Genomic DNA, 22,769 nt, shown 5'->3' on the forward strand with positions numbered 1-22,769 from the left:
GAGGAGATCAGCCGAGTGCGCGGCCGGCGAACAGGTGCTGGATCTGCGCGGAATACGCGCGGACGTTGTGCTCGGCGAGCGTGTCGACCTGGTGCAGGCAGCGGCGGGCGGCTGCCGCGTAGTCGTCGAGCCGCGCGTCATGCGTCTGCGCGGCGGTCGCGATCGCGCGCGCCGCGTCGAAGATCTCGAAGTCCGGATAGTAGTAGCCGACGTCGCGCAGGAACGGCGAGTTGTGCACGAGCGGGTAGTTGCCGTACAGCGCGTCGTACAGCAGGTAGTTGAGGCCGTTTTCCCAATGGTGCGACACGACGATGTCGGTGTGATGCGCGGCCCACGCGACGAACGGCGCGCGCACGTCGGCGGTCGCCTTGCCATCGCGCACCATCTCGAGCCCGAGCGCGAGATGCTTGAAGGCGGCGTTTTCCTTCTTGTCGAACGTGTTGGTCATGTACACGTGCTCGACGAGCTCCGGGTGCTCGACGTAGCACGCGTTCGCGGCGAGCATCGGCACGATCGAACTCTTCACGACGTTCAGGTTCGGTTCGAAGAACGCGATGCGCTTCGCGGGGCCATGGTTGCGGTAGCCGAAGCGCGTCTTCAGCTCAGGGTCGGCCTCGAGGCTGCGCTCGATGAAATACGGCGACCAGATGTGCGGCAGCTCGATCACCGGCGCGCGATAGACAGCCTGGAAATAAGCCGCGCACGTGTGCATGTGCTGCGGGTTGGTCCAGATCTCGTCGAACTGCACGCGGTGCGGGTTAGGCCGCCAGTCGTTCTTCTCGAAGTTGATCGTCTCGACCGCGATCACGTAGTCGTTGCCGAAGCGGTAAGACACGCACTTGCCGCCGCGTTGCCGCACCACGTCCGTGTGCGACGGATCGATGAACGCGTTCATCTCGATCAGCAGGTCGGTCTGGTGGACGACGGACGACAGCGGCCGCAGCGCGTCGCCGAACGCGTCCATCATCAGCGCGTGCGGATAGTCGGCGATGCCGTCGTCGTGCGCGAGCCAGACCTCGCCGACCAGCGGCGACTGCTTCAGCAGCATGTACAGGTACACGCAGTGCTGGTTCGCGCCGTTGTACCAGATCGACTGCGTCGCGTCGCGCTGCACGTTCATCGTTATCGCGACATTGAGTTTCATATCGGCTCCGGTGAAGCGGGCGGTGTGTGGCTTACTGCACGACGCCTTGCGACTGGCGCGGCACGTAGCCCGTCAGGTGCCAGCGGCCGTCGTCGTCGAGGCGGAAGCTCAGCTTCTCGAACACGGTGGCGCCGCTCGTCAGCGTCGTCGCGTAGTCGACGTTCGCGTAGAGCCCGTCGGGCATCGCCGACGCATTCGCGTAGCGGATGCGCGTGATTTGTGCCCAGCCGCGATGGCCGACCGTACCGACGGACTGGCGCGCATGCTGCATGTCGGCCGCGAACTGATCCTGCTTGATGCGCGTCTTCACGAACGCGGCGGCATTGCCCCACACCGCGCCGTACTGGCCGGCGTCGAGCTGCTTGAACACGGTGTCCGAGTCGCGGAGCAGCGTGTCGGCCGATTCGCCGGCGGATTGCGCGTGCGCGCCGATCGCGATCGAAGCGACGGCGCAGCCGATCAGCCATTTTGCGCGGGTGAGCGTCGTGCGTGCATTCATGTCGAGGTCCGGAGAGGGCGGCGCGTCACGCGTCGCGATAGAGGGTGGCGATCGCGCCGGTATAAGCGGCGACGTTCTCGGGGTTGTAGATGCTGACCGAGTCGAGCACGTGCTTCGACTGCTCGCGGTACGCGTCGAGCTTCGCGTCGTGCTCGGCGAACGCCTGCAGCAGCGCGCGGCCGCCGGCCTGGCAGTCGAAGTCCGGATAGAAATACCCGGCCTTGCCGAGGAACGGCGAGTTGTGGATCAGCGGATAGTCGCCGTACAGCAACTCGTAGTACAGGTAGTTCTGCGCGTTTTCCCACGTATGCGACACCACCACATCGCCGTACGCGGCCATGAACTCGTACACCGCATAACGGCTTTCGAACGTCGTGATGCCGTGTTCGACGATGTCGAGGCGCTTCGCGAAGTGGACGAACGTCGTGTGATCCTTCAGGTGCACCGTGTTGCACACGCGCACCATTTCGACGAAATCGGGCTTCGCGCGATACGCTTCCTCGGTCACAAGCATCGGGATGATGCTGGTCTTCACCATGCAGATGTTCGGCTCGAACATCGTCACGCGCCAGCGCGGCTTGCCAGGCTGATAGCCGAACGACAAGCCGGCGCCGAGCGACGCGCGCGCCTTGTCGAACAGCATCGGATGCCAGATGTGCGGGACGATCGTGACGGGAGCGCGCAGGCCTGTCTGGTAATAGTGCAGGCACGAGCGCTCGAACTCGGGAATCGTCCACACGGCATCGTACGGCGCGCCCGAGAACAGGAAGCCCGACGGCTTGTTGAACATCGCGCGTTCGATGTCGATCACGTAGTCGTTGCCGACCCGCATCGTGACGACCTTGCCGCCGCGCTCGCGGAACGCGCGCAGGTAGTCCGCGCCGAACTGCGCGCTCATTTCAATCAGCACGTCGCAGCGCTGCAGCGCTTCGTCCATCGTCAGGAGCGGCACGTCCCATTCGCCGAGCATCATCTGAGGATCGGCGATCTGTTCGCCGCCGTTCACCATCACGGCTTCCGCGACGAGCGGCGACTGGCGCAGCAGCAGGATCAGCAGCAGGCAGTTCTGGAAAATGCCGTTTTCCCACAGCGACTGGCCGGCGCCGCGCACGAACAGCGACACGCCGACGACGAGACGCTTGCCCTCGCCGGGTGCTTGACGGGCATTGGAGTCCGACATGCGTATGCTCCGGTTCAGGCGACCAGACGCGAGACGAACGCGTCGAGGTTCGCAGGGTTGTCGATCGAGACCGACTGCAGCAGCCGGCCGGCCTTCGCACGGTAGTCGTCGAGGCGTTCGTCGTGATGCAGCCATGCTTCGAGCAGCACGCGGCCGCCTGCGGCAGAGTCGAAGTCCGGGTAGTAATAGCCGGCGTCACCGAGCAGCGTCGAGTTGTGGATCAGCGGATAGCCGCCGTGCAGCACGTCGTAATACAGGTAGTTCTGCCCGTTTTCCCAGTGGTGCGATACGACGGCATCCGCGTGGCGCGCCATGAAGCCCGGCAGGTCGATGCGCGGTTCGAAGGTCGCCTTGTGCTGGCGCACGAGATCGAGGCTGTTCGCGAAGTGCACGAAGGTCGGATGCTCCTTCATGTGCATCGAGTTGACGACGAACATGTGTTGAACCGCGTCCGGCCGCGCGCGGTAGAACGCGTCGCACGCGAGCATAGGGTAGTGACAGGACTTGACGACCGAGATGTTCGGCTCGAGCGTCGCGAGCCGCCACGGACGCTGGCCGTCCTGGTAGCCAAAGGTTGCGCCTTCGGCCGCGAGCGCCGCGACGCGGCGATCGAGGAAGTACGGCGACCAGATGTGCGGCATCAGGTGCACCGGCGCGCGCAGGATGGTCTGCAGCATCGGCGCCGCGGTCTTGTCGTATTGCGGCAGCAGCCACACTTCGTCGAACGGCGCGCCGTTGAAGACGTGCCCGGACGGTTTTTCGAAGATCGGGGTTTCGCACAGGCCGGCATACACGTGCCCGCAGAAGAACGCGGCGAGTTTCTTGCCGAGCGCCTTCATGTGCTTCATCCATTCCACGGGCAATTGCGCGCCCATTTCGATCACGACGTCGAGTTCGTGCGTGACGTCGGCGGGTTTCACGAGCGGGATGTCGAGGCCGTCGAGTTCGAGGCCGGCCGGCAGCGCGTTGGCGTCGCCGCCGTTCAGGAAATAGACGGGGCCGACGCGATCCGAGCGCTTGAGCATCATCGCGAGGAACGCGATGTTCTGGTGAATGCCGTTTTCCCAGATCGCCTGGCCGTCCCGCGCAAACAGCGAGATGCCGACGGCCGGCCGTTGCTTGCGGGTGCCGCCCGAGGCGGCTTCATTGATGTCCGTCACCGGTTGGTTTCCTCTGCGGCGTCGTGCGTCCGGGCGTGGCGTCGAACGCCTGGTTCGGAAGCGGCGCGCCGTGGATTGTCATGGTTGCATTCGCGCCGGTGCTCCGCGGCAAGCGAATCATGCGACGTGGATCGCGGCGGGTGGCAGCCGGATTCCGGCGTGCCGTCGGGCGAACCTGGCACGGCGCGCGATTCGGGCAGGCTGCCCCGGCGACTGCGTGCGGCGATTGTGGCACGGAAATCGCCGGTTTGTGGAGGGGCATGACGAACTTTGACATGGCCGCCGGCCATCGGGGGCGGGGCGCCGGCGAAGCGGCGCCCGGTTGTCCGGCGGAATGCCGGCGCGGCGCTTGCGGCCCGCCGGATCGGGCCGCCGCGCGTGGCGGCCGCCCGCTCAGTGCTGCAGCGTGATTTCGACGCGGCGGTTGCTGGCGCGGCCTTCGGCCGTCGCGTTGGAGGCGACCGGATCGGCTTTGCCGCGGCCCGTGACCGTCAGCGTGTCGGCCTTCAGCCCGTGCGCTTTCAGATAGGCAGCGACGGATTCGGCGCGGCGCTTCGACAGCGCGAGGTTGTAGTCGTCGCTACCCACCGAATCCGTAAAGCCGGTGATCGTCACCTGCGAGTACGTGCGGTCTGCGCGCTCGCTCAGCAGCCGGTCGAGCGATTCGCGCGCGGTCGGCGCGAGCGTCGCGTGGTCGGTTGAGAACAGCGCGTCGCCCGAGAGGTTCACGTGTTCGACGGTGGCAGACGCCGGCTCGGCGGCCGATGCCGGTTCCGCTGGCGCGGCGCCGCACTGGAACACGAGTGTGGCCGGGTCGGCGCCGTCGCGCAGCGCGCGGGCCGAGTCGACGGCGCGCACCGGCTGGTCGCCGCAGATCTTGCGGGCGGCCTTCATGCAGGTCTGCGGGCCGGACAGCAGGCCGTGGCAGTCCACCTGGAACGTGCGCGCGCCGTCGCGCGGCTGCAGTTCGGAGGCGCTGAAGGTCGGGCCGGATGCGGTCGAGCACGCGGCGAGGGCCATTGCGGAAAGCGCGAGCGCAAGAGCGAGTTTGTTCACGGTGACGTCCTCAATGCTTGGGTTGACAGAAGCCGGCCGCGGGCTGTGCGGCCGGCTCGTCCTGCCGTCGGGGCCGCCGCGGGCCGTCCGGCTGGCGAGCCGGGCGGCCTGGCGGCGCGACGCGTTACTTCCACTGGTACAGCATGCCGGCGCCGATCACCTTCTGACCGCCGCTGAAGCCGCCGTTGATCGACGCCTTCAGGTTCTCCGTGATGCGAGCCTGCATGTTGACCGCCATTGCCTTCTGGCCGAGGAACGTCGAGGTGCCGACACCCATCCCGAAGTTGGCGTCGCGATCGAGCTGCGGGATCGACGCCATCGCTCCGACGGCCGCGATACCCTGCTTCGCCATCTGGTCGGTCTGCTGCAGTTGCGAACCCAGCGAGTTGATCTGCGACTGCTGGCCCGACAGTGCCGTCGACAGCGTCGTTTGCACCTGCGTCAGCTGGTTCACGTTCACCGCGTCGGTGCCTTGCGTACCCGGTGCGACGTTGACGATCTGGCGCTGCTGCGTGTCGCTGCCGACCGACACCACGTTCGAACGGCCGCCGTCCGTCGAATTCGCGCCGATCGCCACCGAGTTCGAGCCGGCGGTGACCGTCGGCCTGTCGGTGCCGGTGCCGTTCATGTCGGCCGCGACCGGCGTGCTGTTCAGCGACCGCGTGTTGTTGTTGTTGATCGTCGTCGACAGCTGGTTCACGGTGGTGCTGATGTTCGACACGCCGGTCGACAGCGAGGCCACGTTGCTGTTCGTCGTGCTCAGGCCGGTGGACAGCGAACCGATGCCGGTCGACGTCGAGGTGGACAGCGACGACACGTTGCTGTTCGTCGAGCTGAGGCCCGTCGACAGCGAGTTGATCGCGGTGGAGGTCGAGGTGGACAGCGACGACACCGAGCTGTTCGTGGCGCTCAGGCCGGTGGACAGCGAGTTGATGCCGGTCGACAGCGACGCGACGTTCGATGCGGTCGACGTCGACAGCGTGTTGACCGCGTTGTTCGTCGCGTTGAGCTGGCTGCCGTTGATCGCGTCCGTGCTGCTGGCGGAGATCCGGCCGGCGGCGACGTTCGTGATCTGGCGTTCCGCGCCCGGCGCGCCGACGCTCACCACGCCGACCGGCGAGCTGCCCGCGAAGAAGTACGTGACGCCGCCGATCGTGGCGCTCGACGTGCCGACCGCCGGATCCGTGACCGACTTCATGCCGAGTGCGACGGAGTTTGCGACGTTGGCCGTTGCGCCCGAGCCGAAGGCCAGCGAGCCGGCGCCGCTTGCCGTTGCGCCCGAACCGAGGGCCTGTGCGTCGGCCGCGCTGGCCACCGAGCCGTTGCCGAGCGCGATCGTGTTGTCCGCGGTAGCCTGGTTCGAGCTGCCGAGGGCGAGCGCGCTGGCGCCGGTTGCCGTGTTCTGGTTGCCGAGCGCCACTGCGCCGTTGCCGGTCGCCGTGTCGTTCGCGCCCATCGCTACCGCGCCGGTGCCCGTTGCGATGCTCGGATCGCCGATCGCTACCGCGCCGTCGCCGCTCGCGGTGTTGCCGGAGCCGATCGACACGGCCTTGCCGCCCGTTGCCGATGCGTTCTGGCCGATCGCGACCGCGCCGTTCGACTGGGCGTTCGAGCCGTTGCCGACCGCGACGCTGCTCGTGCCCGCCGCGCTGGCGTTGACGCCTGCCGCGAGGGCGTTGGTGCCCGTCGCGCCGTCGTTGGCGTAGTTGCTTTGCTGCACGCCGTTGTCGTTGACGCTGTAGTAGTGCGTCTTCGCGGCGTTGATTGCGGTCGAGGTCGACGTGGACAGCGACGACACCGAGCTGTTCGTCGTGCTCAGGCCGGTGGACAGCGAGCCGATGCCGGTCGAGGTCGACGTGGATAGCGACAGGATCGTGCTGTCGGTCGACGAGAGGCCGGTGGACAGCGAGCTGATGCCGGTCGAGGTCGAGGTGGACAGCGAGGTGATCGAGCTGTTGGCCGAGGAGAGGCCGGTCGAAGTCGAGGTGGACAGCGAGCTGATGGAGCTGTTGGCCGAGGACAGGCCGGTCGAAGTCGAAGTCGACAACGACGTGATCGAGCTGTTCGCGGACGACAGGCCGGTCGACGTGGAAGTCGACAGCGACGTGATTGAGCTGTTCGCGGACGAGAGACCCGTCGACGTGGAGGTAGACAACGACGTGATCGAGCTGTTCGCGGACGACAGGCCGGTCGACGTGGAAGTCGACAGCGACGTGATTGAGCTGTTCGCGGACGAGAGACCCGTCGACGTGGAGGTAGACAACGACGTGATCGAACTGTTGGCCGACGACAGGCCGGTCGAAGTCGAGGTGGACAGCGACGTGATCGAGCTATTCGCCGACGACAGGCCAGTCGACGTGGACGTCGACAGCGACGTGACCGTGCTATCGGTCGAGCTCAGGCCCGTGGACAGCGAGCTGATGCCGGTCGAGGTCGACGTCGACAGGGACGTGATCGAGCTGTTAGCCGTCGACAGACCGGTCGACGTGGACGTCGACAGCGACGTGACCGTGCTATCGGTCGAGCTCAGACCGGTGGACAACGAGTTGATACCGGTCGAGGTCGAGGTGGACAGCGAGGTGATCGAGCTGTTGGCCGTCGACAGACCGGTCGACGTGGAAGTCGACAGCGAAGTGACCGTGCTGTCGGTCGAGCTCAGGCCGGTGGACAGCGAGCTGATGCCGGTCGAGGTCGAGGTGGACAGCGAGGTGATCGAGCTGTTGGCCGAGGAAAGACCGGTCGACGTGGAAGTCGACAGCGAAGTGACCGTGCTGTCGGTCGAGCTCAGGCCGGTCGACAACGAGTTGATACCGGTGGAGGTCGACGTGGACAGCGAGGTGATAGAGCTGGTCGCCGACGACAGACCCGTCGAAGTCGATGTGGACAGGGAAGTGATCGAGCTGTTAGCCGACGACAGGCCAGTCGATGTGGAAGTCGACAGCGACGTGACCGAGCTGTCGGTCGAACTCAGACCGGTGGACAGCGAGTTGATACCGGTCGAAGTCGACGTGGACAGCGAGGTGATGGAGCTGGTCGCCGACGACAGACCCGTCGAAGTCGATGTGGACAGGGAAGTGATCGAGCTGTTAGCCGAGGACAGGCCCGTCGACGTGGAAGTCGACAGCGATGCGACCGAGCTGTCGGTCGAGCTGAGGCCCGTGGACAGCGAGTTGATACCGGTCGAAGTCGAGGTCGACAACGAGGTAATCGAGCTGTTAGCCGAGGACAGGCCCGTCGACGTGGAGGTCGACAACGACGTGATCGTGCTATCGGTTGAACTCAGACCGGTGGACAACGAATTGATGCCGGTCGAGGTCGAGGTGGACAGCGAGGTGATCGAGCTGTTTGCCGACGACAGGCCAGTGGACGTGGAGGTCGACAGCGACGTGACCGAGCTATCGGTCGAGCTGAGGCCGGTCGACAACGAGTTGATACCGGTCGAGGTCGACGTGGACAGCGAGGTGATGGAGCTGGTCGCCGACGACAGGCCCGTCGAAGTCGATGTGGACAGCGAGGTGATCGAGCTGTTAGCCGAAGACAGGCCGGACGACGTGGAAGTCGACAGCGACGTGACCGTGCTATCGGTCGAACTCAGACCGGTGGACAACGAGTTGATACCGGTCGAGGTCGAGGTGGACAGCGACGTGATGGAGCTGTTCGCCGACGACAGGCCCGTCGACGTGGAAGTCGACAGCGATGCGACCGAGCTGTCGGTCGAGCTGAGGCCCGTAGACAGCGAGTTGATACCGGTCGAGGTCGAGGTCGACAACGACGTGATCGTGCTATCGGTTGAACTCAGACCGGTGGACAACGAATTGATACCGGTCGAGGTCGACGTGGACAGCGAGGTGATAGAGCTGGTCGCCGACGACAGACCCGTCGAAGTCGATGTGGACAGGGACGTGATCGAGCTGTTAGCCGACGACAGGCCAGTCGATGTGGAAGTCGACAGCGACGTGACCGAGCTGTCGGTCGAACTCAGACCGGTGGACAGCGAGTTGATACCAGTCGAGGTCGAGGTGGACAGCGAGGTGATCGAGCTGTTCGCCGAGGACAGGCCGGTCGACGTGGAGGTCGACAACGATGTGATCGAGCTGTTCGCGGACGACAGACCGGTCGACGTGGAAGTCGACAGCGATGCGACCGAACTGTCGGTCGAGCTCAGACCGGTGGACAGCGAGTTGATGCCGGTCGAGGTCGAGGTCGACAGCGACGTGATGGAGCTATTAGCCGACGAAAGGCCGGTCGACGTAGAGGTCGACAGCGAGGTGATCGAGCTATTGGCCGACGACAGGCCAGTCGAGGTCGAGGTCGACAGCGAAGTGATCGAGCTGTTGGCCGAGGACAGGCCGGTCGACGTGGAGGTCGACAGCGATGCCACCGAGCTGTCGGTCGAGCTGAGGCCCGTGGACAACGAGTTGATACCGGTCGAGGTCGAGGTGGACAGCGACGTGATGGAGCTGTTCGCCGACGACAGGCCCGTCGACGTGGAAGTCGAAAGTGAAGTGATCGAACTATTAGCCGACGAGAGACCCGTCGAGGTCGAACTCGACAACGACGTAATCGAGCTGTTCGCCGAGGACAGGCCGGTCGACGTGGAAGTCGACAGGCTTGTCACTGAACTGTCGGTCGAGCTGAGGCCCGTGGACAGCGAGTTGATACCGGTCGAGGTTGAGGTGGACAGCGACGTGATGGAGCTATTGGTCGACGACAGGCCCGTCGACGTCGAAGTCGAAAGTGAAGTGATCGAACTATTAGCCGACGAAAGACCCGTCGAGGTCGAAGTCGACAACGACGTAATCGAGCTGTTCGCCGAGGACAGACCGGTCGACGTGGAAGTCGACAGCGATGTGACCGAGCTGTCGGTCGAGCTGAGGCCTGTGGACAACGAGTTGATACCGGTCGAGGTCGACGTCGACAGCGAGGTGATGGAGCTGTTCGCCGAGGACAGACCGGTCGACGTGGAAGTCGACAGCGATGTGACCGAGCTGTCGGTCGAGCTGAGGCCTGTGGACAACGAGTTGATACCGGTGGAGGTCGACGTCGACAGGCTTGTCACTGAACTGTCGGTCGAGCTCAGTCCCGTGGACAGCGAGTTGATACCGGTCGAGGTCGAGGTGGACAGCGAGGTGATCGAGCTATTCGCCGAAGACAGCCCAGTCGATGTGGAGGTCGACAACGACGTGACCGTGCTATCGGTCGAACTCAGACCTGTGGACAACGAGTTGATACCGGTCGAGGTCGAGGTGGACAGCGACGTAATCGAGCTGTTTGCCGACGACAGGCCGGTCGACGTGGAGGTCGACAGGGAGGTGATCGAGCTGTTTGCCGACGACAAGCCGGTCGAGGTCGAGGTCGACAACGAGGTGATTGAGCTGTTAGCCGATGACAGACCGGTCGACGTGGAAGTCGACAGCGATGCGACCGAGCTGTCGGTCGAGCTGAGGCCCGTGGACAACGAGTTGATACCGGTCGAGGTCGACGTCGACAGCGACGTGATGGAGCTGTTCGCTGAAGACAGGCCGGTCGACGTGGAGGTCGACAGCGATGCGACCGAGCTGTCGGTTGAGCTGAGGCCCGTGGACAACGAGTTGATGCCGGTCGAGGTCGACGTGGACAGTGACGTGATCGAGCTGTTCGCCGACGACAGACCCGTCGACGTCGACGTGGACAGCGACGAGATGGCGCTGGTCGCGGTACCAACCTGTTGGGCGACCGAATAAAGCTGGCTGCCGTTGATCGCGTCGGTACTGGTCTGCGTCACCTGGCCGGCGGCGACGTTGGTGATTTGTCGTTCATTGCCGGCGCTGCCGACGCTGACCGTGCCGACCGGATTCGTTCCTTCGAATCCGCCGAACGTGACGCCGTTGACGGTCGCGCTGCTCGTGGGATTGGCTGCGGCGGTCAGCGAGTTGGCGCCGAGCGCGACGGAATTGTTGGTGCCGGCGGTGGCGCCGCTGCCGATGGCGACGGCGTCGGTGCCGGTCGCGACGCTGTCGGCACCGGTCGAGTTCGCGTGGAAATACTTGATGCCCTGGCTGTTGATGTTGTCGATCGCCGAACCGACGCTGGTGGCGGTCGACGTCGTGCCGTTCGCGTTATAGGTCGTGTATGCCGGCGCGGAAACCGTCCCGGTTGTCGGGTCGTACTTGGCGCCGCCGCCGAGTGCCGATGCCGTGCTGTTGCCGAGGTTGTCCGTCTTGGTCGTGACCGTGCTCAGGCCGGTAGACAGCGAGCCGATCGAGCTGTTTGCCGACGACAGGCCGGTCGAGGTCGAGGTGGACAGCGACAGGACCGCACTGTTGGTCGAGCTCAGGCCCGTCGACAGAGAACCGATCGAGCTGTTGGCCGACGACAGGCCCGTCGATGTCGACGTGGACAACGACGTGATCGAGCTATTAGCCGACGAGAGACCCGTCGAGGTCGACGAGGACAGCGACGTGATCGAGCTGTTAGCCGACGAAAGGCCCGTCGACGTGGAGGTCGACAGCGAAGTGATCGAGCTATTGGCCGACGAGAGGCCCGTCGAGGTCGAGGTGGACAGCGAGGTGATCGAGCTGTTGGCCGACGAGAGGCCGGTCGACGTCGAAGTCGACAACGAATTGATCGAGCTATTCGCCGACGAGAGGCCAGTCGACGTAGACGAGGACAGCGACGAGATGCCGGTCGAGGTCGAGGTGGACAGCGAGGTGATCGAGCTGTTGGCTGACGACAGGCCGGTCGACGTGGACGAGGACAGCGACGAGATGCCGGTCGAAGTCGAGGTCGACAACGACGTGATCGAACTGTTTGCCGACGAGAGGCCGGTCGACGTGGACGAGGACAGCGACGAGATGCCAGTCGAGGTCGAGGTGGACAGCGAGGTGATCGAGCTATTGGCCGACGACAGGCCGGTCGAAGTCGACGAAGACAGCGACGTGATCGAGCTGTTAGCCGACGAGAGACCCGTCGAGGTCGACGAGGACAACGACGTGATTGAGCTGTTGGCTGACGACAGACCGGTCGACGTGGACGAGGACAGCGACGAGATGCCAGTCGAGGTCGAGGTCGACAGCGAGCCGATCGAGCTGTTGGCCGACGAGAGGCCGGTCGAGGTCGAGGTGGACAGCGACAGGACCGAGCTGTTGGTCGAGCTCAAACCAGTCGACAGGGAACCGATCGAACTGTTAGCCGACGACAGGCCCGTCGACGTCGACGAAGACAGCGAGGTGATCGAGCTGTTTGCCGACGAGAGCCCGGTCGAAGTCGAGGTCGACAGCGAAGTGATCGAGCTGTTGGCTGACGACAGGCCGGTCGACGTGGACGAGGACAGCGACGAGATGCCGGTCGAGGTCGAGGTGGACAGCGACGTGATCGAGCTGTTAGCCGACGACAGACCCGTCGACGTCGATGTCGACAACGACGTGATCGAGCTATTCGCCGACGACAGGCCCGTCGAAGCCGAGGTCGACAAACTCGAGATGCTGCTCGCCGTGGTGCTCATGCCGGTGCTCAACTGTGCGACCGTTACGGCGTCCTGCGGCGCCGAGCCGTCCGCGACGTTGCTGATCCGGCGCAAAGCAGTCGCACTGCCGACCGAAACAGCCGAGCCCGGCGCAGCAGTGCCCGTCAGATAACCCGTGCCCGTCGGTGCGGCGCTTGCCACGCTGCCTGCACCGATTGCGACGCCGTTGGTATAACTGGCGGTTGCACCGTAACCAAGCGCCGTGGCGCTTTGGCCGCTGGCGGTCGCGAAGCTGCCAATCGCTGCCGCGGAGGTGACCGACGCGGTGGCAGCGGTCCCCACTGCCACGGCATTCGTCGCTGAAGCGCTCGAGGCATACCCGGACGCCATCGAAGTGTTACCGGACGCGTTGGACAAGACGCCAAACGCCGTTGCGCCGCTGCCGCTTGCAGTCGCCTGATTGCCGAACGCGGTCGCGGGCGCCGTTGCGCCACCGCCGGATGCGTACGCGTTGGCACCGAAGGCGGTGTCGTTGGCATTAATGGCTTGCGCGTTTGTACCGAATGATGACGCGTTGCCACCCGAGGCCGTCGCACCCTGGCCGACCGCTGTCGCGCCAGTGGCCGATGCCGTCGTCGCGTTGCCGAGCGCGGTTGCACTTGCGCCGCCTGCCGTGGCCGCCGAACCGAGCGCCGTAGCGTTGGTGCCTGCCGACGTGACGGTTGCGTTCGCGCCGATCGCGATGGCCGACGTCGTCGCGGAGTTGACGTTCGAGAAGCGGCCCACCGCAATCGCGTTGGTGCCTGCGGCCACCGCGCCACCCGTGCCCGAACTGTTGCCACCGCCGATTGCGATCGCGCTGGAGCCCGAGGCCGTCGTGTCGTTGCCGACCGCGGTTGCACCCGTGTTGAGCGCCTTGGCGCCGGAGCCGATACCGATCGCGCTTGCGCCGGTAGCCGTCGTGGCCTGACCGAATGCCTGGGAATAGTTGCCCGATGCCGTCGCGTTAGCGCCGATCGCAATCGACGTAGCGCCGCTGGCGGTCGTCGTGCTGCCGCTGTTGCCGCCGATCGCGATCGCTTGTCCGCCCGATGCAACCACGGAACCGCCGATCCCGCCCGCGGAGTACTGCGCGTGCGCGACGTTGCCGACGGTCGCCCCCGCTACGAGGACGGCGGTTGCAACGGCCTTCACGACGGCCGACTTGTTCGGCTTGCCCCGTGCCGAGTCGTGTTCGGATGCCGCAACCCAGGCGCCAAGCGCTTCGTTCCAGATCGAGCGGTATGTGCGGTTCATGTCCTGCTACCTCCAAATGTGCACGCCACACACCGGTCTCTTTCGTTAGAGGAATATTCCGTGCGCTCGCGCGAATCTCAAAATTGATGGGCGGAGTTTATTGGAGGTGGATTTTATAGATTGACAAAAAGTGATAAATGAAGGGTTTTTAAAGTTAAAAGATGGTTAATACATCGTGGTTTGATGTATTCAAGTCGAATGATGGTGAAAGATATTGGAATGTGTTGTGTAGGGTTCTGTTTCCCTCCTTCTTGTCAGGGATATTTCATTGAAATCAGGGTGTTACGTGTGTTTTGTGCGTTGAGTTACACAGTCAGACCGTCCAAAAGTAAGACAAATGAAATAGCAAACGTTTGCGCGCCGAGCAATTCTTTCTAGATTGTAATATTGCCGGGTGCGTTGATTGATAATATATTGAATGTCTTATTAATTTGTTAATTATTAATTTCACGATGGATTTTGTTTTGTTTAATTGGATTATCTGTAAATCAATTGAATTTGAAATTCAGAATATCGAACTATGCTGATTTGCGCATCGCGTCCGCCGTGGTTGCCCGTGTGACGGGCGTTCCAGGCTGGCTTGTTCGCCGAATTTGTAAAAAAGTGCAACAGAGCGGCCGATTAGGTTGTTAGCGCTCAACTATCGGATTTGTCCTATTGACGATATCGGCGATGTAGGTATTCGGGCGGGATTCGGGCGCGTGTCGAACCGCCCAGGGAGGGAGTACCTGCGGCGGTCGCCCGTCCCCGGGGCGACGGGTTGTCAAGGACGCTGGCAAGCGTCGGCGGCGACACGCCCGAATGGTCAGATCACGGGTGCGACAACGTGTCCGGCACGCGGCGCGCGCGCCGAAGCGTCTGAGGAAAGAGGGCGGGAGTAAATGTGTCGGGCGCGCAACATCCGGCCGGCGGATGCAGGTCGGCGCGGTCCCACATCGCATCGAAGGCGACGGGGCGCGCAACGGCGCGAGCGGAATCGACGAGCGTGCAACGCGCGTCGGCTCGCGCATCTCGCGGCAGCGGGCCCGACCTTACTTCTTGAGAAACCGCAACGCGAACCGCGCCATGCGCGGCACGAACATCGGGCGCAGCAGGCGCTTGTCGTAGCCGGCCATCCGCCGATCGTTCTCCGCGAGACACAGTTCGATCAGCTCGCGCGGGTTCAGCGCGTCGCCGATATCGGCGGTGCTGGTCGCCGGGAAGTTCGCGTCGCGCGCGGCGCCATCGGCATCGATGCCGCGCGCGATGCCGATGCGGTCGCGCACCAGGTGCACCCACACGGTCGCGACGCGCGCGAAGAACCACGGCCGTCGCCACCACGGCATCGTGCGCCAGTACCACGCGTACCAGTTCGCGAAGAACAGGATGTGGCGGCCTTCTTCCTGGATCACGGGCTCGAAGGTGTCGACGAGTTTGGGCGGGAAATAGCCGGAGCGCTGCGCGGAGCGGAACAGCCCGAACGCGAAGAAGCTGTCGATGCATTCGCTGAAACCGGTGATCATCCACGACCACTCGGGGTCCTTCGGCGCCGGGTAGGCCGGCTCGGGCGCGAGCCGGATGCCGTACGCCGCGACGAGCTTCGACAGCACGACCTTGTGGCGTGCTTCCTCGCCGCCGTCCATCTCGAGTGCGCGGCGCAGCAGCGGATCGCCGATCGTCTCTGCATACGTTGCAACGCGGATCGACGCGCGGCCTTCGGTTTGCACCGCGATGTCCCAGATCGGCAGCGACGTGAGCCGCCTGAGTTCGTCGGGCTTGAGCGCCGGCCAGTCGATCACGGCCGGCTTGTACGGATTGTGTGTGTCGAGCAGCATGCGGCAGAACATCTGCTTGTGCGCATCGGAACCGATCCTGACCGGACCTTGCCTCGAGAAGGTCCAGTTGCGCATGGCGTGATCTGCGGCTGCGTGCTCTTCCTGCAGCGTGTCAGTCATGGCTGTTGTTATGCGTTTACGGGCCGAAAGATTTTTGCATAGCTTCCGTAAACGCGTATTTTCGAGCGGCCATGCGCACGCCGGCCACGCGTGCGTCACGCGTGCGTGTCGACCCAGAGGCGGCCCCAGCGTGACGCGTAGGCGAGCGCGTGCTCTTCCTCGAAGAAGAAATCGATCGCGTCGAACGAAACGGAACGCGGCGACGGGCCGCTGCTCGCCTTCTCGATTGTCAGGTTGGCGGCGAACAGCCCGTTCGGCAACCGGGCGGCAGCGGGGGCGACTTCATAGCCCTTGTAGCGGATCGTACGGTTCATGGCGTGCGCGGAGAAAGTTCGGACTTTCAGCGTACGAAAACCTGCCGGCTGCGTGAACCAATCTTTCGGCCAATGCAAATCACGCGGCGGGCCGAATCGTTATCGGGGCGGTACGCAGGGGAGGGGCATCGGTGACGAAGCGACGGCGCGCACGGCACATCGCCGCGTGTCCGAAAGCGCGCCGCCCGCGCGGCGAACCTTGTCGGCCGGGCGTGGGCGGCGGAATGCGGGGGTGTTACTGGTTGGCGATCTTCAGCACGGGCGCGAGCGCGTCGACCGATGCCGCATGCGTGGTCGCGCGATGCGATGCGAACGCGAGCGCGAACTCGGCCGCTTGCCCGCCGACCGTCTCGAGTTGCGCGACGACCTTCGGATCCGAGCAGCTATCGGCGCTGTCGAAACGCGTTTCGAGTGTGTTCACGGTCGCGCCGAACGGCGTCGGCCAGCCGCGCAGCGCATGGACGATCGAACGCAGCGAGGTCAGCACGGTGCCGGCCGCCTGCCAGCCGTATGCGGTGACGATCAGGCCGACTGCGCGGCCGTCGAGATAGGGGCGATCGTCCGCGCGCAGTTCCTCGAGCGTGTCGAGCGCATTCTTCACGAGACCGGAGACGCCGCCGTGATAGCCGGGCGTCGCGATGATGATCGCGTCGGCCTGGCGCACGGCGTCGATCAGCTCGCGCTGCGCGTCGGTCAGCGTTTTGTGTTCGGGTGCGTAGTGCGGCAGCGTATGCAAGAACGGGCCGTCGAACAGGCGCGTGCGCGCGCCGGCGGCCTGCGCGCCGCGCAGCGCGAACGACAGCGCGCGTTCGGTCGACGACGCTGCGCGGGTGGTGCCGCCGATGCCGACGACGAACGGGCGGCGGTGTTGATCGAATGCAGTCAAGGGGCGCTCCTGGGGAATGGCTTGCCCGGCTAAGCACAGGCTTAAAACCAGATGGTAACGACCCCGTCGCCACTCTGAAAACGACTTTTCGTTCTATCGATATACCGCGCAGCGGGGGCAATCGTGTGCGCGGCGGCGCAGATCGATAGCAGAAATGCTTGGTTGGGGCGGTGCACCGCGGTCGATAAGATGGGCTCGTCTCCTCCATGATGTCTCTACTGACATGGGTTAGCCCCGCCGCGCGGATGCAGGCGGGGCTTTTTTTCGTCCCGGTCAGGAAAAGGGGGCGATGCCCTGGGCCGTTGCCCGTTACTCGAACACCGGCCGGAAGAAGCTGCGCTCGTAGCTGACGATGCAGCGCGTTTCCTCGGCGTAGCGGAACGCGGCCTGGCAGGCCGGATCGTCCATCGAGCGTTCGCGATAGCGCTCGTATTCCGCGAGGCTCGGGAACGAGAACATCGCGAGCGCGATGTCGTTCGCGCCTTCCGACGGCAGGAAGTAGCCGTGATGCGTGCCGCCGAACTGCTCGACGAGCGGAATCCACATCTTGCCGTAGGTTTCGAACTGGTCGAGCTTGTACGGATCGATGACGTAGCGAAGGAAGCAGGTGACCATGAGCGCTCGCGATGTGGTGAGGGAGCAGCGAGTCTGGATTGCGCCGCCGCCTGTGTCAACGGAGCGCGCGCCGGCGTTCGATGCCGTCGCTGGATGCGTTGCTTGCGCACACAACGATTGGCGTCCTTTCCTGCGTTCGCAACGACGCGAGCGGAGCGGCGGCACACGCCGTCGCCACTGTCTCTTCAGCAGGCACCTCCCCGAACTTCTGCGACATTTCGTGATGCGCTTCACCGGCAAGTGCTACGACAGCGCGATCCTCTGCAAGCGGCCAGTCGCGCACTGCGCCCGCGGCGTGTCGCCAGCATCTCGATGTTCGATCTCCGATGCAACGACTGTACGCAGTGACGCGTTGCGACCGTCGAAAGAAACCGGCGCGCCCGATAAACGCCGCGTAAACACGGGTGCGAACGCGTGGCGTTACTCGTCGCGGTCGCGCGTATCGCCGCCGCCTTTCGCGAGGCGCCACGCAATCGTGCCGAGCACGCCGACCGCGACGACCAGCGCACCCCACAGCACGTAGCGGCGCGTCGCGTCCGTATCGGCGGCCGCCGCCGGCGCGATAGCCGATACCGGCAACATCGCGCCGACACGCGCGGGCCGCACTTCGGGCACCATGCCGACCAGCAGCGCGTCGCGGCTCACGGCCGACGATACGAGCAACGCGTCGCCGACGCCGAGCGTGAACGGCGGCGCGCCGCGCGCGACGAAGGTCAGCGCGGCAGGATGCCAGCCGATCGCGACGACCGGCTGGCCGCCGCCGAATCCGCCGTTGCGCATGTCGACGACGATCCGCCACGCGCGATCCGTATTCGCAGCGAACGCGAGCGGCGGATTGCGCTGCTCGCCGGCCTTGCCCTGCAGCCGGAACAGCACGGCGCTCACAACGTCGCGCCACGGCGCCTGTGCGTCGGCGCGGCTCTGCAGCGTCGCACGCGCGACGGTGTTCGGTTGCGGCAGGTCGATGCGCACGCGGTCGACCGGATACGCGCCGTCGGTGTCGAACAGATACTCGCCGGGCGTGCCGCCGGCCCGCACGCGCGCGGCGTCGCGCCATTGGCGCGGCACGGACGCGGTGTCGGTTCCGCGCGCGTCGCGCGGATGCGTCTCGACGTCGATCGACGCGATCGCGGGCGCGCCGTCGAGCCAGTCCAGCCGCAGGTAGCGCGGCGCGGCGCCTTCGAGCGCGATGCGTTCCTGCACCAGCATGTCGTCGCCGTGGCCGACCTTCAGCAGTTGCGTGCTGCCGAGCGACCGCCAGCTGCGCAGGTCGTCGCTGGCTTCGACGGCGACACGCCCCTGGTAGCTGTCGTCGCCCACGTGCACGAGCAGCGCGTCGATGTCGCCGTCCGCACGCGACAGGTCGACGAGATCCGCGTCGCGCTTCGCGCGCGGCGGCGCGGCGACGGCCGCGCGCAGCGAGCCGTCCGGGCTGACCGTCACGCCGAGCGGCGCGTTGCCGTGATCGGCGCGTGCAGGCGGTAGCGGAAACCAGTGCACCGGCGTGCGCGATGGCGGCATGGCGGGCGTGGCCGCCGCGGGCGCGTCGAGCGAATACGGAACGGGCTCGTCCGCGCCGTTGAAGATGCGCACGTCGCCGAGATCGTCGCGCCGGCTCGCCGCATACACCGGCTGCGGCACGGTGAGCTGGTAATACGCGGCGCTGCCGTCGAGGTCGAGCGAGAAACGCTGGGCGACGCGCTCGGCGCCCGGCGTGCCGTCGGCCGCCGCGAACGACGCGAGCAGGCTCAGTCCGAGCAGGGCTGCGAGTCGCTTCATGGCGCGTCGTCCCGTGGGGCCGCGGCCTTCGGCGGCAGCGGCGAGAAATAGCCGATCAACAGCAGCAGCACGCCGATGCCGATGAACGACACGATGCGTTCGATGCCGGTCACGTGCGACAGGTCGAACAGGAACAGCTTGACGACCGTGAGCGCAAGCAGCGCGGCGCCGACGAACCACAGCGGACGCAGCCCTCGGCGCGTGGCCCAGATCGTCGTCGCGAGCGCGCAGACCGTCCAGTACACGGACACCGAAGCCTGCACGAGCGTCGATTCCGCCATCGCGCCGAATTCGTACGGCACGCCGGCCCAGTGATGCAGCGTGCGCAGCAGGATCGCGTTCAGCCACAGGAACACGGTCGCGCCGGCCGCACTCAGCAGTTCGACGCGATAGTTGCCGAACGACCAGCCGAGCTTGCGCGCGCGCACGAACCACGACGCGGCGAGCGCATAGACGACCACCAGCACGAGATCGAGCGGGTTGAAGAGCGGCACGCGCGCCCAGCTTCCGCCGTCCTGCGTGAAGTTCGCGTAGAAGGTCCACACCCACATCACGACGATCAGCGGCAGCGACGCGAGCGCGCACACGCGGGCGATGCCGTCGCGGCGCGTCAGCCACATCCCGGCGAACGCGAACAGGCTCCAGCCGACCATGAACACCTGCTGGATGCCGAACGACGACAGCACGGTGTCGATGTCATAGGCCATGTGGAAGCGGTGATGCAGCGTGCGCAGCATCAGCGCGTTGAACCACAGGAACACGGTCGCGATCGCCGCGTAGTCGACGACTTGCGGATGCCATGCGATGCCGAGCGTCCTCAGGCGACGCAGCCATGCGGCGAACGCGACGAAGACCAGGCACTGTGCGATGTCGAGCGGATTGAGCAACGGCAGCCAGAAGAGCGGCGATGCATCGCCGTCGCTGGTGACGCTGGCGATGCTCCACAGCCACAGCAGCGCGGCGAGCGGCGCCGCGCCCCACACCTGGTACGCGCGCGGGAATGCCGCGACGGGCCAGCGCAGGCGCGAGCCGGGGCCCGACACCAGCAGGAGCAGCGCGCCGAAGCCGTAGGCCCACGCGCTCCAGCTCCATGCGCCTTCGGGCACGAAGGCGCGCAGGCGCCAGAAGCCTTCGAGAGACAGCAGCCCGCACAGGGTCCAGAACATCAGCGTATGCAGCGGCGCGATCACGCCTGCGGCGATGGCTTGCCCGATGCCGGGCACCGCGCCCGGCGCGGGTTCGGCGCTTGCCGCGCCGCGCGACTGGCGCCACAGCAGCGCAAGGCCTGCGCCGACGGCGACGGGCCATGCGAACGTGCCCATGCCCGACAGCGGCGCTTCATGCGCATCGAACGCGCGCAACGCGAGCAGCGCAAGCACCGGCGTCAGCGCGAGCGCGGGCCATTCGGCGAGCGGCCACGCAAGCCGGCGGCGCGCGACGTGCGCAAGCCACGCGGTGCCGGCCGCGAACAGCGCGGTCGCATCGACGACGAAGCGGTCGGCATGCAGGTCGACGTGACGGCTCGCGTAGACGAGGATCTCGTGCAGCCCGCCGCTGACCCACCACAGCAGCCCCCACGCCGCGGCCGCGGCGCCGATCTCGGGCATCCATGCGTGCCACGCGCGCGCTTCGCCGCGCCCGTGCAGCCACCAGCCGGTGAACAGGCCGGCGAGCGCGATCAGCAGCATCGCGATATAGGGGCTGTTGAGCACGGGCAGCGCGGTTGCGTCGGCCGGCCCGAGCAGGCTCGTGAAGAACGCGCCGGCCGCGGCGACCTGCATCAGCAGGCCGAAACCGAACGGCAGCAGGCGCTTCTCGCGCACGCCGAGCCAGACGATGGCCGCGCCTTCGATCGCCCAGGCGGCGCTGGTAGTCGGGCCCGAGAACGCGAGCGGCACCGCCAGCGTCGCGAAGATCACCGCGAGCGCGAGCATGGCTTCGAACAGCAGCGCGAGGCGGTCGCGGCGCCGCGCGAGCCATGCGGCGACCGCGACATAGAACGCCGACAGCGCGACGGCGCTCCACGCGAGCCCGAACGGCATGTCCTTCACGAGCGACGCCTGCAGCGCGGTCGCGACGATCGGCGTGCCGAACACGAGCGTGCCGTCCACGTAGTGCCGCAGCGCCAGCTCGCGTTTCACCGCATACAGCAGCGCGATGCCGACATACATCAGGAAGAACAGGATGAGGAACGGCTCGGTGCTCGCGAACAGCGTGGGGCGATAGGCGGTCACGCCCCATGCCGAGCCGATCGTGAACGTGAACACGAAGCCGAGCAGGTTCAGCGGGCGCCATGCCTTGAACCACGCGATCGCGAAGATGCCTGCGTTCAGCAGCGCGTAGTAGCTGAACAGCGCGACATGGTTGCCCTGGCCGGTCGACAGCAGCACCGGCGCGAGAAAGCCGCCCGCGCTGCCCATGAACGCGAGCGGCAGCGCGTTCTGCCTCACCGCGAGGAACGCGCTCAATGCGCAGACCGCGACCATCAGCGGAAACGCGGCGCCGACGGGCAGCAGCGCGTAAAGCTTGGTCGCGGCGAAGATCGTCAGGTACAGGATGCCGACGCCGCCGCCCTGCAGCACGAGGCCGTACGCCGCGCGGCGCGCACGCACGCGCCAGCCGATCGCTAGCAGCGCGGCCGCGCCGAGCGCCGTGCCCGCGAGGCGGAATTCGATCGGCAGCATGTTGTTGTCGGCTGCGTACTTGAGCAGGAACGCGACGCCGAAGAACAGCACGATGATCCCGACGCGCACGACCGTGTTGCCGCCGAGCAGCCAGTCGCGCGCGGCGCGGAACGCACGCTCGACGAAGTCGGGCTCGCGCGGCACGGGCGGGGCAGGGCGGATGGGGGTGGCGGGTGCGTTCGCCGTGGCGTTGGCGGTAGCGGGCACGGCGTCGGGCGCAGCGGTTGCCGGTGTGGGCGCCGCGGCAGGAACCGGCGCCGATGTGGATGCCGGCATGCCCGCGCGTGCGGCCGCGGGTTGCGTGGGCGGAGCCGGCGGCGTTGCCGAGGTGGGTGGCGATAGCGGCGCGGATGGGGTGCCGGCCGCGCTGGACGAAGGCGTTTGCGTGGCGATGCCGGCTGCGGCCGCACCGGCCTTCGCGCCGGCCAGCTGGCCGCGCAGCGAGTCGAGTTCGCGCGTGAGCGTTTCGACGGTCGCTTCGAGGCGCGCGACGCGATCGGCCAGCGGCGCGGGCGGCTGCTGCGGCGTCGCGGGCATCGCGAACGCGTCGGGTGTGGCGCGCTTGTTCTTGAGCTTGTGTTGCTGCAGCGCGTGACCGAGGCAGAACCCGACGGCGGCGCCGAGCAGCGCGCCGTTCGCGCCCGAGAAATCCCCGATCAATGCGGCGATGCCGCCCACGATGAAGCCGATTACGGCGAATGCCCAGTTCAACGCCTTGCTCCCTCTCTCGTATCGTTATCGTCCTTCGATCGCGGATCGCACCGGATCGAGGCGGTTT

General features: G+C 66.0%; 12 protein-coding genes. All 12 read right to left on the minus strand.

Annotation, left to right across the window (positions count from 1 at the left end; all coding sequences use genetic code 11):
* Positions 1-7: 7 nt before the first annotated feature.
* The 12 genes from CUJ89_RS18890 to CUJ89_RS18955 all read right to left on the minus strand — a co-directional run bounded on the left by CUJ89_RS18890 (position 8) and on the right by CUJ89_RS18955 (position 22,702).
* Positions 8-1,144, minus strand: coding sequence for a DUF2827 family protein (locus tag CUJ89_RS18890; protein WP_114179029.1), 1,137 nt, complete (start codon positions 1,142-1,144; stop codon positions 8-10).
* 31 nt (positions 1,145-1,175) lie between these two features.
* A complete protein-coding gene (locus CUJ89_RS18895) occupies positions 1,176-1,643 on the minus strand; it encodes a DUF4019 domain-containing protein (RefSeq protein WP_114179030.1) in 468 nt (155 codons plus the stop codon).
* Between the two features lie 25 nt (positions 1,644-1,668).
* Positions 1,669-2,823: a DUF2827 domain-containing protein gene (locus CUJ89_RS18900; protein ID WP_114179031.1), complete on the minus strand. Its 1,155-nt coding sequence runs from the start codon at positions 2,821-2,823 to the stop codon at positions 1,669-1,671.
* 14 nt (positions 2,824-2,837) lie between these two features.
* Positions 2,838-3,983, minus strand: a complete 1,146-nt coding sequence (locus CUJ89_RS18905; protein WP_114179032.1) for a DUF2827 domain-containing protein — start codon at positions 3,981-3,983, stop codon at positions 2,838-2,840.
* Positions 3,984-4,376: 393 nt separating this feature from the next.
* On the minus strand, positions 4,377-5,039 hold the full coding sequence (locus tag CUJ89_RS18915) for an OmpA family protein (RefSeq protein WP_114179034.1): 663 nt from the start codon (positions 5,037-5,039) through the stop codon (positions 4,377-4,379).
* A 124-nt stretch (positions 5,040-5,163) separates the two neighbouring features.
* Complete coding sequence (locus CUJ89_RS18920; protein WP_114181445.1) at positions 5,164-13,779, minus strand: YadA-like family protein; 8,616 nt, start codon at positions 13,777-13,779, stop codon at positions 5,164-5,166.
* 1,031 nt (positions 13,780-14,810) lie between these two features.
* Entirely contained in the window at positions 14,811-15,713 is a 903-nt protein-coding gene (locus CUJ89_RS18925) for a ferritin-like domain-containing protein (protein WP_114179035.1), read from the minus strand.
* Between the two features lie 95 nt (positions 15,714-15,808).
* Positions 15,809-16,027, minus strand: a complete 219-nt coding sequence (locus CUJ89_RS18930) for a transcriptional regulator (RefSeq protein ID WP_069261235.1) — start codon at positions 16,025-16,027, stop codon at positions 15,809-15,811.
* A gap of 235 nt (positions 16,028-16,262) precedes the next feature.
* A complete protein-coding gene (locus tag CUJ89_RS18935; protein WP_114179036.1) occupies positions 16,263-16,913 on the minus strand; it encodes an NADPH-dependent FMN reductase in 651 nt (216 codons plus the stop codon).
* Between the two features lie 309 nt (positions 16,914-17,222).
* Positions 17,223-17,528 (minus strand): NIPSNAP family protein, encoded by a 306-nt coding sequence (locus CUJ89_RS18940; RefSeq protein ID WP_114179037.1) that lies wholly within the window; start codon positions 17,526-17,528, stop codon positions 17,223-17,225.
* 420 nt (positions 17,529-17,948) lie between these two features.
* On the minus strand, positions 17,949-19,307 hold the full coding sequence (locus CUJ89_RS18950; RefSeq protein WP_114179038.1) for a DUF3999 domain-containing protein: 1,359 nt from the start codon (positions 19,305-19,307) through the stop codon (positions 17,949-17,951).
* A complete protein-coding gene (locus CUJ89_RS18955) occupies positions 19,304-22,702 on the minus strand; it encodes a DUF2339 domain-containing protein (protein WP_114179039.1) in 3,399 nt (1,132 codons plus the stop codon). Before CUJ89_RS18955 ends, CUJ89_RS18950 begins: the two co-directional genes overlap by 4 nt.
* Positions 22,703-22,769: the final 67 nt, after the last annotated feature.

It is taken from the genome of Burkholderia pyrrocinia (assembly GCF_003330765.1).
GTDB classification, from domain to species: Bacteria; Pseudomonadota; Gammaproteobacteria; order Burkholderiales; family Burkholderiaceae; genus Burkholderia; species Burkholderia pyrrocinia_B.

What these genes read in the sequence shown, in the direction of transcription:
- CUJ89_RS18890 (WP_114179029.1), bottom strand. Translation starts at nt 1,144, where the DNA reads ATGAAACTCAATGTCGCGATAACGATGAACGTGCAGCGCGACGCGACG.
- CUJ89_RS18895 (WP_114179030.1), bottom strand. Translation starts at nt 1,643, where the DNA reads ATGAATGCACGCACGACGCTCACCCGCGCAAAATGGCTGATCGGCTGC.
- CUJ89_RS18900 (WP_114179031.1), bottom strand. Translation starts at nt 2,823, where the DNA reads ATGTCGGACTCCAATGCCCGTCAAGCACCCGGCGAGGGCAAGCGTCTC.
- CUJ89_RS18920 (WP_114181445.1), bottom strand. Translation starts at nt 13,779, where the DNA reads ATGAACCGCACATACCGCTCGATCTGGAACGAAGCGCTTGGCGCCTGG.
- CUJ89_RS18925 (WP_114179035.1), bottom strand. Translation starts at nt 15,713, where the DNA reads ATGACTGACACGCTGCAGGAAGAGCACGCAGCCGCAGATCACGCCATG.
- CUJ89_RS18930 (WP_069261235.1), bottom strand. Translation starts at nt 16,027, where the DNA reads ATGAACCGTACGATCCGCTACAAGGGCTATGAAGTCGCCCCCGCTGCC.
- CUJ89_RS18940 (WP_114179037.1), bottom strand. Translation starts at nt 17,528, where the DNA reads ATGGTCACCTGCTTCCTTCGCTACGTCATCGATCCGTACAAGCTCGAC.
- CUJ89_RS18950 (WP_114179038.1), bottom strand. Translation starts at nt 19,307, where the DNA reads ATGAAGCGACTCGCAGCCCTGCTCGGACTGAGCCTGCTCGCGTCGTTC.